The sequence below is a fragment of the Variovorax sp. TLI9-5A genome (genome assembly GCF_056867935.1).
In genome coordinates, this window is sequence record NZ_CP200310.1 from 793,048 (window position 1) to 809,574 (window position 16,527).

Consider the following 16,527-nt stretch of genomic DNA (forward strand, 5'->3'; position numbering starts at 1 on the left):
GCCTGCGCGCCAGCGCCCCTCATTCAAGGTCAAGGAGACAGCCACCATGAGCAGCCCACTCACCAATCACCAGGTCCGCCTCGCCAAGCGCCCCGAGGGCACGGCCACCCGCGAGAACTGGAAGTTCACCACCGAGCCCGTCGGCGAGCCGGCCGAGGGCGGCGTGCTCGTCAAGACGCTGTCGCTGTCGTTGGACCCCGCCATGCGCGGCTGGCTCAACGACGCCAAGAGCTACATCCCGCCCGTGGGCATCGACGAAGTGATGCGCGCCGGCGGCGTCGGCCGCGTCATCGCCTCGAAGAACCCGCAGTTCGCGGTGGGCGACACGGTCTACGGCACGCTGGGCGTGCAGGAATACATCCTCATCCCCGAAGACCAGATCAAGCGCAACGGCCTGGTGAAGATCGACCTGCGCGTGGGCACCATCACCCAGTGGCTCAACGTGCTGGGCATGCCCGGCATGACCGGCTACTTCGGCCTGATGGACGTGGGCATGCCCAAGCCGGGCGAGACGGTGGTGGTTTCGGGCGCGGCCGGCGCCGTCGGCCAGACCGTGGGCCAGCTGGCCAAGATCAAGGGCTGCCGCGTGGTCGGCATCGCCGGCGGCGAAGCCAAGTGCGACTGGGTGGTGAAGGAGCTGGGCTTCGACGCCTGCATCGACTACAAGGCCGGCGCCGCCGCGGTGCGCGAGGGCCTGAAGACCCACTGCCCGAAGGGTGTGGACATCTACTTCGACAACGTCGGCGGCGAGATCCTCGACATGGTGCTGGCGCGGCTCGCGCGCAAGGCCCGCATCATCATCTGCGGCGCCATCAGCCAGTACAACAACGCCAACAGCATGCCATCGGCCGGCCCCAGGAATTACCTGAGCCTGCTGGTGAACCGCGCGCGCATGGAAGGCATCGTGGTCTTCGACTACGCCGACCGCTATCACATCGCCATCGCCGAGATGGCCGGATACCTGAAAGATGGCCGCATGAAGAGCAAGGAAGACGTGGTGAAGGGACTGGAAACCTTCCCCGAGTCGCTCAACAAGCTTTTCGCGGGCGAGAACTTCGGCAAGCTGGTGCTGCAGGTGGCCGAAGACTGAGGCCGGACCGAAGGAGGGGGCTGCCCCGCCTCAGCCTTCGTCGGGGCGCATCGGAATGTCGCCCAGCGCGTCGTCCTCGCGCAGGCCGCGCGCGGCCTTCAGCAGTTCGATCGACAGGCCGTCGCCGTGGCCCGCGAAGCCCCGGGCGATGCCCTCGAGCACCGTCGACAGGCCGGCTTCGCCGTCGTTGCGCGCATCCATGCTGATGTTGAGCACCCGGGCCGCCATCTGGCGGTAGGTGACGGCGCCCGCGCCCTCCAGCGCGGCCACCAGGTCGAGGTACAGCGCCAGGTTCAGGTCGAACACCAGTTTGGGCGTGATCTCGAAATCCCTGTTCTTGTCGTCCATGTGGGTTGGCTCCTTTTTCCTGAGCCTCCACTCTAGCCAGAAAAGATGAAGGCGCGCCGTCGGATACAGCCTGATTCAGCACGCAAACATCACCACGATCACCGCGCTCGCGTGCCCATGATTGCCGCCGAGATGATCAGCCAGGCCGCCAGCACGATGGTCCAGGTCAGCGGACGACCCGTCACGAGCAGCAGCAGCGCCGTCGAGCCCAGCGGCGTGATGTAGCTCAGGATGCCGATCTGCCGCGCGTCGCCGCGCTTGAGCGCCATGTCCCACACGAAGAAGGCAGCGCCCAGCGGGCCGAGCCCGCACAGCACCAGCAGCAGCCAGTCGCGGCCCGACAGCGCCACCGAGGGCTCCAGCACCGCATGGCAGACCAGCGATAGCGCGCCCGAGACCAGCCCGAACAGGCCGATCGCAGAGGTCGGGAAAGCCGGCACGCGCTTCGTCCACAGCGAATAACTGGCCCAGACGAAGGCCGAGGCCAGCGCCGGCACGAAGCCCCAGTACCCCGCGGCGGAAGCGCCACCGCTCCCGCCTGCGCCCAGGATCGCCGCTGCCGCACCGCCAAAGCCCAGCAGTCCCGCCACCAGGTGCAGCGGCCGCAGCGACACGCCCGGCAGCAGCACCGGCGCCAGCACCACCATCAGCAGCGGCCACAGGTAGTTGACCAGGTTGGCCTCCACCGGCGGCGCATAGCGCAGCGCAATGAACAGCAGGAAGTGATAGCCGAAGAGCCCGTAGATGCCCAGCGCCAGCGTGCGCGGCGGCACCTTCCAGGCGGCTCGGTCGCGCAGCACAAGCGGCCAGCTCGGCACGCTGCCGATGATGAGCGCCAGCCCGGTGAGCAGGAAGGGCGGCAGGTGGGAAAGGGCCGTGCCCAGCGAGGCGAGCGTGGTCCACAGGGCGATGGCGATCAGGGCGTAGGCGGTCGATGGCATGGACGGCGAGGCTACGCGATGCGGTCGTCGCGCAATGAGGGTCCGTCGTCGCGAAACGACGGTCTTGCGGTCGAAGCGGGTTCAGCGCCTCAGCGCCGAAGGGCCGCCGTGAGCGCCGATGGCGAGCGGTAGCCCGTGTGCCGCGCCGTCTCCGCCACGCTCATGCCGCCCAGCCGCAGCTCGCGCGCATGCGCCAGCCGCAGCGAACGCAGCCACTGCATCGCGCCCATGCCCTGCTCGTCGCGGCAGCGCAGCGCGAACTGGCTCGGGCTCAGGCAGGCAGCGTCAGCCAGGTCGGCCACGCCCAGCGGTTCGTGCCAGCGGGCCCGCGCCCAGTCGGCGAGCAAGGTCCAGTCGATGCGTCGGCGGCGCGAATCAGCAGATGCCGGCGCGGGGCTCCAGGCCTCCAGCAGCAGCGCGGGGCCATGCTGCAAGGCCAGGGCCGAGGCCTGCGGCTGCCTCATGCATTGCGCCAGGTAGCGCGCCAGCGCGTGCAGTTGCGGCGCGTCGGGCGGTGCACGCTCGGCGCAGCGGGCCCATGCCGGATGTGTGGTGTCGAGCACCAGGCACAGGCTGCCGTGCTTGCGCGCGCTGAAGTCGTGCCGGTCGCCCGGGGCGACCACCTGCGCCTCGCCCACGCCGATGCCGGCGCCCCGGCCTTCCACTTCGATTTCAAGCACGCCGTCGAGGCCGATCAGCACCTGGAAGTGGTCGTGCGCATGGCTGCCATGCGAGTGGCCGTAGTCGCGCAGGGCGAGTGCATGGTGGGGCGACGGGGAGGAACCGGGGACAGGCATGGGCTGTCATGGATTGTCCGCGCAGCGCCCCGGCAATGCCACAGGCAGCATCAGCTTCCGTCGACTTCCTGCAGCGCCTGCCCGTTGACGCGCACCGCTTCGACCACGCGCCCCTGGCCCGTCGCCAGCGGCTGTGAGCGGCCCTCGGCCCGCACCTTGTCGCCGACCTTCAGGGCCAGCCGCGCGAGGCCGTCGGGCTTTGTGTGGACGAAGTCGCCGGTGTCCAGCACCACGCCGTTGGCCTGTCCGTGGCGCGCGTAGTTGAAGCGCACCACCTTGCCGTCGATGCTTCCGGCGGTGTCCACCTGGCGCGGCGCCTTGCCGTCGACCGAGGCCAGCCGTTCGAACCGGTAGACCGTGTGTTCGGCATCGCCCTTGGGCGAGGGACCTTCCTCGATGCCTTCGATCACCAGCGTCTGGCCGGACTTCAGGCCGGCGAACGCGGCTGCGGCGTCTTCGTCGTGGCGCTCGAACACGAACTGCGTGGGCACGCTGTCGGTGTCGATCAGCACGCCTTCGATGTGGCCCTTGGGGCTGTAGATCAGGTGCTGGAAACGGCCTTCGACCGACCAGACGTCGAGGGTGTCGTGAGGATGTGGCATGGAATGTCCTTTTTTGAGTGTGGTTGTGAAACGGAAAACGCGATCAACCGAGCCGCAGCAGCACCGCCGATGCCGCGCACACGATCAGGAAGGGAATGCTGATGCGATGGAACTCGCGAAGCCCGTGCGGCACCTTCGCCAGCCGCAGGGCGATGAGGTTGGCCAACGAGCCCAGCACGCAGCCGAAGCCGCCCACGCTCACCCCCGCCGCCAGCGCGGGCAGGTCGTGCACGTAGCGGTCCAGCAGGATGGTGGCCGGCACGTTGCTGATGAACTGCGAGGTGACGATGGCCGCGAGGTACGCGCGCCAGCCCTCGGCAATCGGCCACTGGCCCACCAGCGAAGCAACCGCCGGCAGTTCGGCGAGCTGGCGCAGGTCGACGAACATCAGCGCGATGATGGCGAGCAGCGCCCAGTCGACGCCCAGCAGCACGCGGCGCTGGAACAGCAGGTAGGCGACGAACACCACCGCCAGTCCAGCCAGCAGCCAGTGCCGGTCGAGCGCGACGACGAAACCCACGAACAGCACGCCCGACAGCGCCAGCAGCCTCGGCTGCACCGGTGCGGCCTCGGCCGCCGGCTTGAGCGCGATGGCCGTGCGCGGCACCAGCAGCCACACGGCCACGAACAGCCAGAAAAGCATGACGAGCACGGTGGGCGCCATCATGAGCATGAAGCCGCCGAAGCTTTCGCCGGTGCGGTGCCACAGGTACAGGTTCTGCGGATTGCCGATGGGCGTGAGCGCGGAGCCCGCGTTCACCGCCAGGGCCTGGAGCACCACCAGCCGCGCCAGCGGCAGGTGCGCCTGCGTGGCCAGCACGCGGGTGAGAGGTACCAGCAGGAACAGGCTCACGTCGTTGGTGACCAGTGCCGACAGCACGGCGGCCGTGGCGGTGAGCAGCAGCGCCAGCTGACGCAGATTGGTGGTGCGCGCCAGCAGCCGCTGGGCGGCCGACTGCAGCATGCCGCTCTTCTCCACGCCCTGCGTGATGGCGAGCAGCCCGGCCAGGGCCCCCACGGTCTGCCAGTCGACCAGCTTGAGCCAGTCCATCGGCGCGCGCGGTCGCACGAAGGCGAACAGCACCGCCACCGCCACCAGCACCCAGAGCAGGCCGTTGCCGCCGCCTTCGTGGGGCGCGGGAGCGTCGGCCCCGGAAGCGGCGGAAGCGGCGGAAGTGGCGGACGAGGACGACAGGGGGGACACGGTGTCTTTGGTCATGGAGCGGCGGTGGTCAGTGCGGAGGCGGCCGGCGCGTTCGCCATCGAACGGCGCCGGTCGCGAGTTTCCGGCATTGCGAGCGCAAACAGCGTCAGCGCAGCGGCCGCGATGCCCGCCAGCATCACGAAGGCCGTGCCGTAGCCGGCCAGGTGCGCGACCGTGCCCGCCACCAGGTTGCTGAGCGCCGCGCCAAGCCCCACGCAGGCCGCGCCGATGCCCAGCGCGAAGTTGAAATGCCCGCTGCCGCGCGTGATGTCGCCGATCATCAAGGTCAGCATCACGCCGAAGATGCCCGCGCCGATGCCGTCCAGCACCTGCAGCGACAGCAGCGCGGCCGGGCTGTCGGCCAGCAGGTAGAGCAGCCCGCGCACCGGCAGCACCGCGAAGCCAATCAGGAAGATGGGCTTGCGCGCCAACCGCGGCGCCCAGCGCCCGGCCGCCAGTGCAATCGGAATGGTGACCAGCTGCGTGACGATCACGCCGCCCGACAGCCACAGCGTGGCCGAGGTGCCGGCCTGCGTGCCGACCTTCTGCGCCACCAGCGTGAGCATGGCGGCGTTGGCCAGGTGGAACAGGAAGGCGCAGACCAGCAGCACGATGAAACGGCGGTCGTACCAGCGTGCGGTGGAACGCGGTGCGTCGGCTTCCTCGTGATCGGCGTCGGCATCGGCGCCGCGCGCCAGCTTCGGATCGACGTCGCGCTTGCGGATCAGCATGGCCGCTGCGATGGTCGGCAACGCCATCGCCACCGCGTAGAAGAACATGGCATGCGGCCCGAACGCATGGCCCACCCAGCCGGTGCCCAGCGCCCACAGCACCGTGCCCGCCGCAGTGATCGCGGCATTGCGGCCGACGCGCGCATCCAGCCCGGCGCGGCCCACCATGCCCAGGCTGACGGCGGCGATGGCCGGCGCCACCAGCGTGCCCGCAGCGCCGATGAGCGACTGGCCCGCCAGGATCACGCCGTAGCCCGGCCAGTTCGCCATGACCACGAGGCACACCGCGATGAGCGCGATGGCCCCCGCGATCCACCGCGGCTTGTGCCGCACGCTGTCGATCAGCGCGCCGGCCGGCGCCTGCACCAGCAGCCCGACCAGCGCCGAGACGAACATCACGGTGCCGATGCGCTGCGGGTCCCAGGCCAGCGTGCCGGCCATGAAGACGATCAGGAACGGGCCGACGCCGCCCTGGATGTCTGGCGCGAAGAAGGCCAGCGCGTCCAGTGCGCGCAGGCTGCGGCGGGAGGGGGCGGAGGACGGGGCGGTCATCGCAGCGGCTCGCGGATCAGAACGCCGGCACCGGCGGACGCGGCGCCGCCGGGCCGCGACCCGGTCCCCGGCGCGGGCCGTCGAACACCTCGCGCACGGCGGATGCGGTCGGGCCCATGCCCGTGGCTTCCAGCGCCGTGCCCTGCGCACCGCGCGTACCCCAGCCGCGCGCGTAAAGCTGCGCGCCGGGTTGCAGCTGCGCGCCGTACGCCGCGCCGATGTGCGGCGGGAAGCGCACGATGGTCCTGTCGGCCAGCAGCGCGCCGTGCACGTCGCCGAGGTCGTTGTACAGAAGGCGCTCGATGCGCCCGTCCGCCGTCATGGCGCTCAGCGCGGCCGGGTCGCGCCGCGGCGGGAGCATGCCGGGAGCGGGCGGCTCGTCGATCACGCTGCGGCCGTTGGCGCTGAGCGACTGCATGCGCACCACCGGCACCTGGGGCGCGCGCCAGCCGCGGACCTGCACGGTGTCGCCGGGCCTGAGCGCCTGCATCACTGCGGCCGAGAGGTGCGGCGGAAACGCGACCTGCGTACCGTCGGCCAGCAGCAGGCCGTCGGCCTCGCCGTTCGGGTTGAGCAGCCATTGCTGGACGCGGCCGGTGGCGACGGTCTCCGCCTCCGGTGCGGCGACGGGCGGCGGCGGCGGAAGATGGGCGAAGGCCGGGGTGAAAGCGGTGCTGCCCGCGAGCAGGCAGACGGCGGTGGCGATGGACGCGATGCGGTGTGTCATGGTGACTCCTTGTGGATGAATGCCCCATGGACATCTCACACAACGTGCCAGCCCGCATTTCCTTTGAAATCAACGACTTGCGCGCGCCGAATGGCGGCAGTCGTCCGGTACGGAGACAGGAGGCGTCCGCTTTGCGGACATCCCCGGGCGCCTTATCGCCTCATCGCCTTATCTACTACTCGATGCCGTACTGCGCCAGCTTCCGGTACAGCAGCTGGCGGTGAATGCCCAGCCGCCGCGCGGCCTCGGTGCGGTTGCCCTGCGCCTGCGCGAGCGCGTGCTCGATGAGCAGCCTTTCGAGCCGTTCGACCGCGCCGGGCAGGTCGCCCTCCAGCCACTCGGCCGGCAGCATCCCGACGGACGGTGCGGATTGCGCGGGCCGCGCCTCGCCCATCGCCAGGTCCAGGTCGGCGCTGCCGATCACGCGATGCCGCACCAGCGCCTGGCAGCGCTCCATCACGTTGCGTAGCTCCCGCACGTTGCCGGGCCAGGGCCGGCTCAGCAGCAACTGCGCGGCCTCCGCCGAGAGCGCCTTGGGCGCATCGGGCGAGGCCGCGCGCCGCAGGAAGTGCTCGGCCAGCGGGATCACGTCGGCCAGCCTCTCGCGCAGCGGCGGCAGGCGTATCGACAGCACGTCGAGCCGGTACATCAGGTCTTCGCGAAAGCGCCCCTCGCCGACCGCCGCGGCCAGGTCGCGGTGGGTGGCTGCGACGATGCGCACGTCGACCTTCACAGGCTTGTGGCTGCCCAGCGGCGTGACCTCGCCTTCCTGCAGCACGCGCAGGATCTTCGCCTGCACCGCGAGCGCCATGTCGCCGATCTCGTCGAGCAGCAGCACACCGCCGTCGGCCGCGCGGAAGCACCCCGCGCGCTCGCCGGTCGCACCCGTGAACGCGCCGCGCACATGGCCGAAGAGCTCGCTTTCGAGCAGCTCCTTCGGAATGGCCGCGCAGTTGACCGCCACGAAGGGCTTGTCCGCGCGCGACGAATACCGGTGCAGCGCGCGCGCCACCATTTCCTTGCCGGTGCCCGTCTCGCCCAGCACCAGCACGGGCGCCGAACTCGCCGACGCGAGGCCGATGCGCTTCTGCACCTCGCGCATCGCCTGGCTGAGACCGACGAGGTCGCCGTCGTCCTCCGTCACGGCGGCGGCCGATGCCACGCCTTGTTGCTGCTGCTGTTGCAGTACCCGCCCGAGCACCTCGCGCACGGCGTCGCGGCTGATCGGCTTGGTGATGTGGTCGAAGGCGCCGAGCCGCATCGCCTCGATGGTGTTGCCCGCGCTCGCGAAGGCCGTGAGCACGATCACCGGCGGCACGCGCGCGAGCCGCGCGTGCATCGCCTCCAGCGTCTGCAGGCCGTCCATGCCGGGCATGCGGTGGTCGAGGAACACGGCGTCGAAGCGCGTGCGCGCCATCGCATCGAGCGCCTCGGCGCCGCTCGCGGCGTTCTGCGCGTCGTGGCCCAGGCCCTGCAGCGTCTCGGCCAGCGTGTCGCGGAAAGCGTCGTCGTCGTCGACGATCAGGAAGCGCGCCATGGAAGCTCCAGTTCGAATCGCGTGCCGGGTTCGAGCGCCGCATGGCGCAGGTCGCCGCCGTGCGCCAGCGCCACCTCGCGCGCCAGGGCCAGGCCCAGGCCGGTGCCGTCGGCGCGGCCCGTGGCGAAGGGCTCGAAGAGGCTGGCCTGCAAGGCTTCTGGTACGCCGCCGCCGTCGTCGTCCACCCGGATGAAGAGCGCGCGCGCCTCGTTCGCCGAGGCCGAGAGCGTGACCTGCCCGCCGCGCGCCGCATGACGCACCGCGTTGTCGAGCAGGTTGTCGACCGCGCGCGCCAGATGCACGGGGTCGAACACGGCCTGCGCCGGCTCGTCGTGCTGCAGCACCAGGCGCACCTCCGCTGCGCCGGCCTTGACGCTCACGGTCGCGATGCGTTCTTCGAGCCAGCGATGCAGGTCGACCTGCACCGGCGCAAGCGTCACCGGCTGCACCAGCGCCAGCAGGCTCTGCACCAGGCCGTCGAGCCGGTCGATCTGCCCGACGATCACGCGCAGCGCGTCGCCTTGCTTCTCGGGCGTGGCGGCCAGCGCGTTCTCGGCCTTCAGCCGCATGGTGGCGATGGGATTGCGGATCTCGTGCGCGATGCCCCCCGTCATGCGGCCCAGCGCGGCCAGGCGCTGGTCGCGGCTGCGCTGCTGGGCGGCTTCGCGAAGGCGCGCGCGTGCTTCCTCGAAACGCACACGGTAGTGATTGAAGCCGTCGACGATGCGGTCGAGCTCGCGCACGCCGGTGCGGGGCAGCTCCGGCATGGCACCACCGTCGGCATCGCTGCGGGCCAGCCGGTCTTCCAGCCGCTGCACGTGGCGCAGCCCGCGCAACAGGATGAAGCCCAGCCACAGGCCCGAAGCCAGCACCAGCAACAGCAGCACGCCGAGCCCGGTGCGCAGGCTGTCCTGCGCGGCCAGCGCGCCGCCGGTGGTGCGGGTCATGGTCCAGGCCGCGAGGTCGTTGCCCGGCGCCGCCAGCGGGCAGGCCGCGACGATCAGCGCCTCGCGGCTGCCGCGCACCACGTCGGTCTGTAGCTGCTGCGTGCGGGCGGCCAGTTGCGCCACCTCGGCGATCAGCGGCTGCTCGGCCGCGGGCACGTCGCGCTTGACGCCGCCGCCTTCATAGGTGGGGTAGGCATAAGCCAGCTGGCCGCCGCCGGCCTGCCACACGCCGCCCTCGACGTGCGGCGCCTCGATCAGCACCAGCTGCAGCAGCACCTGGAGCAGGTCGACCTGCGGCTGTGCGGGGGCGGGCGACGAGGGCGACGGCGTGGCCGACTTGGCATAGCGCGCCGCGATCGCCCGGCAGGACTGCTCGGTGGCGGCGCGTGCCGCCGACACCTGCACGCCCGCGCTGCTGCGGTAGAGCGTGAGCATCACCACCGCCAGCGCGGTGCACATGCCGAAGAGCAGCATCCAGAAGAAGAGAAGTTGACCGCGCAGGGATTTCATTCGCCGCGATCTTGCCTTGTCTTCGTGTCGCGGCGCGTCAGTCCTGGCCCTGTCAACGAACGGCGAGGTCGCGCAGTTCGCGCTTGAGCACCTTGCCGATCGCGCTGCGCGGCAGCTCGTCGATGAAGGCCAGCCGCGCCAGGCGCTGGGTCTTGCCGAGCTGGGCGTTGGTCCACTGCAGCAGTTCGTCTTCGCTGGTGGCGTCGCCTTCGCGGCGCACCACGAAGGCGGCCGGAGTCTCGCCCCATTGCTCGGAAGGCACGCCCACCACCGCCACGTCCGCCACCGCCGCATGGCCGCGCAGCACGGCCTCCAGGTCGCTCGGGTAGATATTGAAGCCGCCGCTGATGATCATGTCCTTCTTGCGGTCGAACAGCGTGAGGAAGCCGTCGGCGTCGAAGCGGCCCACGTCGCCGGTGCGGATGAAGCGCTTGCCGGTGGCGTCGAACCACTCGGCCTCGCGCGTCTTCGCGGGCTGGCGGTGGTAGCCGGTCATCATGCCGGCCGAGTGGCCCACCACCTCGCCGGCCACTTCGGTGTTGCCGCTGGGGAGTTCCTTGCCTTCCTCGTCGATCAGGCGGATGTCGCTGCCCTCGGCGGGCCGGCCCACCGTGTGCAGCTTGGTCGGGTTCAGGTGCGCCTCCAGGATGCAGGTGCCGCCGCCCTCGGTCATGCCGTAGAACTCGACCAGCCCGCCGGGCCAGCGCTTGAGCACGTCGGCCTTCAGCGCCGCGCCGAAGGGGGCGCTGGTGCTGAACTTGTGCTTGTAGGAAGACAGGTCGTGCTCGTCGAAGCGCGGATGCGCCATCAGCCGCTGGTACTGCACCGGCACGAGCATGGTGTGGGTCACGCGGCGCTGCTGGGCGAGCTGCAGGTAGCCCAGCGCGTCGAACTTGGGCATCAGCACCACGCAGCCGCCGAAGGCCAGCGTGGGGAAGAACACCACCAGCGTGGTGTTGGAATAAAGCGGGGTGGACAGCAGCGTGACCGTATCGGGCCCGTACTCGTACTTCGCGCCGCGCTGCACATGGGCCCAGCGCATGCCGTGGCCCTGCACGATGCCCTTGGGCTCGCCCGTGGTGCCCGACGAATAGATGATGTTGAAGGCCCAGCCCGGCTGCACCTCGACCGCCTCGGGCCGCGCGCTCACAGGCGCCAGCCACTCCTCGATATTGCGGCCGACCTGAGAGCCGTCGAGCGCCACGCGTGGAATGCCGCCGTCCTTCGCGGGGCCGATCACCTCGGCGGCTGATGCGTCGCTGAACAGGATGTGCGCGTCGGCGTCCTCGATCATGCGCGCCAGGCTGGCGGGCGTGGAGCCGGGCGCCAGCGGTGCCACCGCGACGCCCGCGCGCAGCGCGCCCAGGAACACGGCCGCGTAGTTCACCGAAGACGAGGCGCAGATGGCGATGGCGTCGCCGGCCTTGAGCCCGTCGCGCTGCAGGCTGGCCGCGACGCGGTCCATCAGCGCGTCGAGGGCGCGGTAGTCCAGCGTGCGGGTTGCGTCCGACAGAGCGGCGTGATCGGGAGTGTGTTGCGCGTGGAGGCGGACCAGATCGGCAATGGCGCCGAAGCTGCGTTCCATGGCGGCTTGGACGGCAGGGTGAGTTTGCAAAGTCGTCTTCCTTCTTCCTGGCCAGACCTTGGCCTAAAGGCAGGATAGCGAAATGCTCCCGTTTTCCGCCAGCGCCTTGGCGACCGCGCGGTTGCCGGACGGCGTGCCGTCAGTTGGCGCTCAGGAAGGCGGGAACACGATCCCCGAGCGCTGTACGCCAAGCGGCGGCGCTTGTTGTCATCAGCGACAGGGACTTTCCGTGCTGCACGGCAACCCGCTGGGGCTCACGCCCATCGAGTTCCGCCTGCTGAAGGCCCTGGCCGACGCACGCGGCCGCGTGCTGTCGCGCGACAAGCTGCTCGACCACGTGCACGCCGACCAGCGCGCCGTGACCGATCGCGCGGTCGACAGCCACATCAAGAACCTGCGCCGCAAGCTCGATGCGGTGAGCGAGGGGCAGGAGTTGATTCGGTCGATCTATGGGGTGGGGTACAGGCTGGATCTGCCCTGAGCCGGAGGCTCAGACACCGGCGGCATGCGCCTGCTGATCGGCGTGATAGCTCGAACGCACCATCGCCCCCACCGCCGCGTGGCTGAAGCCCATCTTGTAGGCCTCTTCCTCGAACATCTTGAAGGTGTCGGGATGCACGTAGCGGCGCACCGGCAGATGCGAGCCCGACGGGGACAGGTACTGGCCGATGGTCAGCATGTCGATGTCGTGGGCGCGCATGTCGCGCATGACCTGCAGGATCTCTTCGTCGGTCTCGCCGAGGCCGACCATGATGCCGCTCTTGGTGGGCACGCTGGGGTGCAGCGCCTTGAACTTCTTGAGCAGGTTCAGGCTGAACTGGTAGTCGCTGCCGGGGCGCGCTTCCTTGTAGAGGCGCGGCGCGGTCTCGAGGTTGTGGTTCATCACGTCCGGCGGCGCGGCCTTGAGGATTTCGAGCGCCCGGTCGTCGCGGCCGCGGAAGTCGGGCACGAGGATCTCGATCTGCGTGGTGGGCGACAGCTCGCGGATGTTCCTGATGCAGTCGACGAAGTGCTGGCTGCCGCCGTCGCGCAGGTCGTCGCGGTCCACGCTGGTGATGACCACGTACTTCAAACGCAGCTTGGCGATGGTCTTCGCGAGGTTGATCGGCTCGTCCTTGTCGAGCGGGTCGGGACGGCCGTGGCCCACGTCGCAGAATGGGCAGCGGCGCGTGCACTTGTCGCCCATGATCATGAAGGTGGCCGTGCCCTTGCCGAAGCATTCGCCGATGTTGGGGCACGAGGCTTCTTCGCAGACGGTGTGCAGGTTGCTCTCGCGCAGGATCTGCTTGATCTCGTAGAAGCGCGTGGTGGGGCTGCCTGCCTTGACGCGGATCCAGTCGGGCTTCTTGAGCACTTCGCCGCTTTGCACCACCTTGACGGGAATGCGCGACAGCTTGGCTGCCGCCTTCTGCTTGGCCAGGGGGTTGTAGGTTTCGGCGCTTTGCGCGTCGCGGACGACTTCTGTGGTGCTCATTGGTATGTCAAGGCGCCAGGAAGGTGCAGAGCTTCTGGCTCAGCACCGCGGCGGCTTCTTCCCATGTGGTTTGGATGCCGATTGTAGAAAGGTCGACCGTCTGCAGCCCTGCGTAGCCGCAAGGGTTGATGCGCGAGAAGGGTTCGAGGTCCATCCGGACGTTGAGCGCCACGCCGTGGTAGGTGGCGTGGCGGCTCACCTTGATGCCCAGCGCCGCGATCTTGCCGAGCCCGCGAAACGGGTCGGCCTCGGGCATGGGGCCGGTCAATGCGGCGTGGGAGAACGGGTCGTCCAGCCGCACGTAGATGCCCGGCGCGCCCGCCACGCGGTGGCCCGTGACGCCGAAATGGGCCAGCGTGCGCAGCACCGATTCCTCGATGCGATAGACGTACTCCTTGACGAAGTAACCCGCGCGGCGCAGGTCGATGAGCGGATAGGCCACCACCTGGCCGGGGCCGTGGAAGGTGACTTGGCCGCCGCGGTCGGTCTGCACGACGGGGATGGCGCCGGGGTTGAGGATGTGGTCCTGCTTGCCCGCTATGCCTTGCGTGAAGACCGGGGCGTGCTCGCAAATCCATAGCGCATCGGGCGTATCGGGCGTGCGCTCGAGCGTGAACTGCTTCATCGCCGCGAAGGTGTCGGCGTAGTCGACGCGGCCCAGCGGCCGCAGTTCGATGGCGGGGCTGGCGATGGCTGCGGTGTCCGTCATTGCATGGCCTGCCGCGCGGACAGCTTGCGGGTCAAAGCACGACCTTGACCATCGGGTGCGAGGACAGCGCGCGGTAGATGTCGTCGAGTTGCTCGCGGCTGGTGGCCGTGACGGTGATGGTCACGCCGAGGTAGTTGCCGGCCTTGCTGTCGCGCAGCTCGACGGTGGTGGCGTCGAAGGTGGGGTCGAAGCGCTCGGCGATCTGCGTGATGGCATGCACGAAGCCGTCGACCTTGGCGCCCATCACCTTGATCGGAAACTGCGAGGGGTACTCGATCAGCGATTCCTTGCGCGGATCGGGGATCGAGGTGGTTTCGGTGGTGGTCGTGTTGTTGTCGGTCATGCCGTGACTCCGTGTTTCTGCTGCTGCTTTTGCGCGTTGTGGACCTTGGCCTCCTGGTAGGCCTTGAACAAGGCTTCGTAGATGGGGCCGGGCCGGCCGTTGCCAATAGGCTTGCCGTCGAGCGTGACGACCGGCAGCAGCTCCTTGCTGGCCGAGGAAATCAGCACTTCGTCGGCGGCGAACACTTCTTCGCGCGAGATGGGGCGCAGCTCGAAGGGAATGCCGAGCGTCCTGCTCAGGCGCTCGAAGAGGCCGTAGCGGATGCCGGTGAGCACGAGGTTGTTCTTGGGCGGGCCGATCAGCGTGCCGTCCTTCACGACCCATACGTTGCTCGACGAGGCCTCGCTGAGCCACTCGTCGCGGAACATGATGGTCTCGGCCGCGCCGGCCTCCACGCTGATCTGCCGCGCAAGCACGGCGCCCAGCAGGCTGGTGCTCTTGATGTGGGCCTTCTGCCAGCGGAAGTCTGCCGCGGTGACGCAGGCCACGCCCTTGGAGCGGATGGCGTCGGAGATGGGCGGCAGCGGGTTCACCATCACGAACACCGTGGGGCGCAGGCCGCGCACCATCGCGTGGTCGCGCGGAGCCACGCCGCGCGTCACCTGAAAGTACACGGACTGCGGCGCATCGCCAGCGGGTGCGACGAGGCGCATCACGATCTCGCGCCACTGCGCGAGCGAGAGCGGGTTCTCGATCTGCAGCTCGGCGAGCGAGCGGTCGAGGCGGGCCATGTGCTCCTCGAAACAGAAGGGCTGACCGAGGTAGACGGGGACGTATTCGTAAACACCATCGCCGAAAATGAAGCCGCGATCGAGGACGCTGATCTTCGCGTCGCGCAGCGCTGTGTATTCGCCATCGAGGTAACAAAGAGTGGCGGGCAGGGCGTCGGTGATAGGGTGCATGGAGGAATTATGGTTGCGCGCGCCGTGTCGGGCTCCCGTCAGGGAATGCAGCGCCGATTTGCGTGCGGGACAGTGCGGGTGGCGGGACTGGCTGGGTTTTTACTTATAATCAATGGCTTTGTAGAAATTCTGGGTCGTCATCCGGGCTTCATTCGAAATGAAAACAATCGCCCGTCATGACCCGGAGACCACGGAAGGTCTCGACGCAGAATTCAAGCCGTTGACCGCCGATGAGGCGCGTGAACTGCGAGCAAAGAACCCATCGATCTCCCCGTGGCGGGTGATCGCGGGTCAGTTGGTTGTCGGTCTGGTGGTGGCTCTGGCTGCCTGGGGACTGACGGGGAGGCAAAATCTGGGCTGGTCCGCCGCATATGGCGCGATCGCGGTGGTTGTTCCATCGGCGGTCTTCGCGCGCGGGCTGACCGGCCGGTTTTCCTCCCTGAATCCGGGTACTGCGGTGTTCGGGTTCTTCCTGTGGGAAATGGTCAAGATGGCCTTGTCCGTGGCGATGCTGATCGCCGCGCCAAGGCTGATAACGGCGCTGAGCTGGCCAGCAATGCTGATCGGTTTGGTGGTGACAATGAAGGCGGCCTGGTTGGCGGTGATGTTCTCGCCCCGGCGCCGGAAACTGAGAGACGAGTAACGGAATGGCTGCTGAAAACGCTGCGGAACATGGTCAGACCGCGGGTGAATACATCGTTCACCACTTGACGCACCTGCAAAGCTCCAAGCCCGGAGGTGTGGCCGACTTCTCGGTTTTCAACTTCGACTCTCTTTTCTTCTCGATCACGCTCGGTATCCTGGGTTGCTGGCTGCTCTGGCTGGCTGCCCGCAAGGCCACTTCGGGTGTTCCCGGCCGTTTTCAAGCGGCTGTCGAACTGCTCGTCGAAATGGTCGACCAGCAGGCCAAGGGCATCGTCCACAACGCCACCAGCCGCAAGTTCGTCGCCCCGCTGGCGCTCACGATCTTCGTGTGGATCTTCCTGCTGAACGCAATGGACCTGTTCCCGGTCGATTTGTTCCCGGCGATCTGGGCCAAGATCTTCCACATCGCCGGCGAAGACCCGCACCATGCCTACCTGCGCGTCGTGCCCACCGCCGACCTCTCGGTGACCATGGGCATGTCGGTGGCCGTGCTGCTGATCTGCATTTACTACAACATCAAGATCAAGGGCGCCGGCGGCTGGGTTCACGAGCTGTTCACCGCACCCTTCGGCAACCACTGGGCGCTGTATCCCTTCAACTTCGCCATGCAGATGATCGAGTTCGTCGCCAAGACGGTCTCGCACGGCATGCGTCTGTTCGGCAACATGTATGCCGGCGAACTGATCTTCCTGCTGATCGCCCTGATGGGTGGTGCCTGGTCCATGTCGGCCACCGGCATCGGCCTGGCCATCGGCCACATCATCGCGGGCACGGCCTGGGCCATCTTCCACATCCTGATCATCACGTTGCAGGCCTTCGTGTTCATGATGCTGACGCTGGTCTACATCGGCCAGGCCCACGATCACCACTGATCATCAGTTTT

The 16,527-nt window shown here is 68.7% G+C and carries 17 protein-coding genes and 1 pseudogene; 4 read left to right on the forward strand and 14 right to left on the reverse strand.

The window, feature by feature from the left end; genetic code table 11:
• Positions 1–46 precede the first annotated feature (46 nt).
• Positions 47–1,090 (forward strand): NADP-dependent oxidoreductase, encoded by a 1,044-nt coding sequence (locus AC1VNX_RS03880; RefSeq protein ID WP_483155539.1) that lies wholly within the window; start codon positions 47–49, stop codon positions 1,088–1,090.
• 30 nt (positions 1,091–1,120) lie between these two features.
• Here the strand turns inward: AC1VNX_RS03880 and AC1VNX_RS03885 are convergent, their stop codons facing one another.
• The 10 genes from AC1VNX_RS03885 to AC1VNX_RS03930 form a co-directional block, all read right to left on the reverse strand.
• Positions 1,121–1,438, reverse strand: coding sequence for a hypothetical protein (locus AC1VNX_RS03885; RefSeq protein WP_483155540.1), 318 nt, complete (start codon positions 1,436–1,438; stop codon positions 1,121–1,123).
• Between the two features lie 98 nt (positions 1,439–1,536).
• The gene (locus AC1VNX_RS03890; RefSeq protein ID WP_483155541.1) at positions 1,537–2,379 is read right to left on the reverse strand and encodes a DMT family transporter; all 843 of its coding nucleotides are present in this window, start codon (positions 2,377–2,379) and stop codon (positions 1,537–1,539) included.
• Positions 2,380–2,468: 89 nt separating this feature from the next.
• A complete protein-coding gene (locus AC1VNX_RS03895; protein WP_483155542.1) occupies positions 2,469–3,176 on the reverse strand; it encodes a helix-turn-helix transcriptional regulator in 708 nt (235 codons plus the stop codon).
• Positions 3,177–3,226: 50 nt separating this feature from the next.
• Positions 3,227–3,778 carry a hypothetical protein gene (locus AC1VNX_RS03900; RefSeq protein WP_483155543.1) on the reverse strand — a complete coding sequence of 184 codons (552 nt, stop codon included), beginning with the start codon at positions 3,776–3,778 and terminating at the stop codon, positions 3,227–3,229.
• Positions 3,779–3,821: 43 nt separating this feature from the next.
• Positions 3,822–4,997 carry an SLC13 family permease gene (locus tag AC1VNX_RS03905; RefSeq protein ID WP_483155544.1) on the reverse strand — a complete coding sequence of 392 codons (1,176 nt, stop codon included), beginning with the start codon at positions 4,995–4,997 and terminating at the stop codon, positions 3,822–3,824.
• Positions 4,994–6,265, reverse strand: a complete 1,272-nt coding sequence (locus tag AC1VNX_RS03910; protein WP_483155545.1) for an MFS transporter — start codon at positions 6,263–6,265, stop codon at positions 4,994–4,996. Before AC1VNX_RS03910 ends, AC1VNX_RS03905 begins: the two co-directional genes overlap by 4 nt.
• A 16-nt stretch (positions 6,266–6,281) precedes the next feature.
• On the reverse strand, positions 6,282–6,992 hold the full coding sequence (locus AC1VNX_RS03915) for a hypothetical protein (protein WP_483155546.1): 711 nt from the start codon (positions 6,990–6,992) through the stop codon (positions 6,282–6,284).
• Between the two features lie 175 nt (positions 6,993–7,167).
• Entirely contained in the window at positions 7,168–8,529 is a 1,362-nt protein-coding gene (locus AC1VNX_RS03920; protein WP_483155547.1) for a sigma-54-dependent transcriptional regulator, read from the reverse strand.
• Positions 8,514–9,986 carry a sensor histidine kinase gene (locus tag AC1VNX_RS03925; RefSeq protein ID WP_483155548.1) on the reverse strand — a complete coding sequence of 491 codons (1,473 nt, stop codon included), beginning with the start codon at positions 9,984–9,986 and terminating at the stop codon, positions 8,514–8,516. The genes AC1VNX_RS03920 and AC1VNX_RS03925 overlap by 16 nt, the downstream gene beginning before the upstream one ends.
• 52 nt (positions 9,987–10,038) lie before the next feature.
• On the reverse strand, positions 10,039–11,571 hold the full coding sequence (locus AC1VNX_RS03930) for a class I adenylate-forming enzyme family protein (protein WP_483155549.1): 1,533 nt from the start codon (positions 11,569–11,571) through the stop codon (positions 10,039–10,041).
• Between the two features lie 238 nt (positions 11,572–11,809).
• On the opposite strand from AC1VNX_RS03930, the pseudogene AC1VNX_RS03935 reads away from it, so the two are divergent.
• Positions 11,810–12,052 (forward strand): annotated as a pseudogene (locus AC1VNX_RS03935) (winged helix-turn-helix domain-containing protein); the annotation flags it as partial.
• Positions 12,053–12,061: 9 nt separating this feature from the next.
• Here the strand turns inward: AC1VNX_RS03935 and lipA are convergent.
• Genes lipA through AC1VNX_RS03955 form a run of 4 tightly spaced genes read right to left on the reverse strand, consistent with a single transcriptional unit; the run spans position 12,062 to position 14,999 of the window.
• Positions 12,062–13,045, reverse strand: a complete 984-nt coding sequence (lipA, locus tag AC1VNX_RS03940; protein WP_483155550.1) for a lipoyl synthase — start codon at positions 13,043–13,045, stop codon at positions 12,062–12,064.
• Positions 13,046–13,052: 7 nt separating this feature from the next.
• The gene (gene lipB / locus AC1VNX_RS03945; RefSeq protein ID WP_483155551.1) at positions 13,053–13,754 is read right to left on the reverse strand and encodes a lipoyl(octanoyl) transferase LipB; all 702 of its coding nucleotides are present in this window, start codon (positions 13,752–13,754) and stop codon (positions 13,053–13,055) included.
• A gap of 31 nt (positions 13,755–13,785) precedes the next feature.
• On the reverse strand, positions 13,786–14,097 hold the full coding sequence (locus tag AC1VNX_RS03950; protein WP_483155552.1) for a YbeD family protein: 312 nt from the start codon (positions 14,095–14,097) through the stop codon (positions 13,786–13,788).
• On the reverse strand, positions 14,094–14,999 hold the full coding sequence (locus AC1VNX_RS03955) for a D-amino acid aminotransferase (protein ID WP_483155553.1): 906 nt from the start codon (positions 14,997–14,999) through the stop codon (positions 14,094–14,096). The genes AC1VNX_RS03950 and AC1VNX_RS03955 overlap by 4 nt, the downstream gene beginning before the upstream one ends.
• Before the next feature lie 157 nt (positions 15,000–15,156).
• Between AC1VNX_RS03955 and AC1VNX_RS03960 the strand changes: the two genes are divergently transcribed.
• Both AC1VNX_RS03960 and atpB read left to right on the forward strand, forming a co-directional pair.
• Positions 15,157–15,642, forward strand: a complete 486-nt coding sequence (locus AC1VNX_RS03960; protein ID WP_483155554.1) for an ATP synthase subunit I — start codon at positions 15,157–15,159, stop codon at positions 15,640–15,642.
• A 4-nt stretch (positions 15,643–15,646) separates the two neighbouring features.
• Complete coding sequence (gene atpB / locus AC1VNX_RS03965; protein WP_093206375.1) at positions 15,647–16,516, forward strand: F0F1 ATP synthase subunit A; 870 nt, start codon at positions 15,647–15,649, stop codon at positions 16,514–16,516.
• Positions 16,517–16,527: the final 11 nt, after the last annotated feature.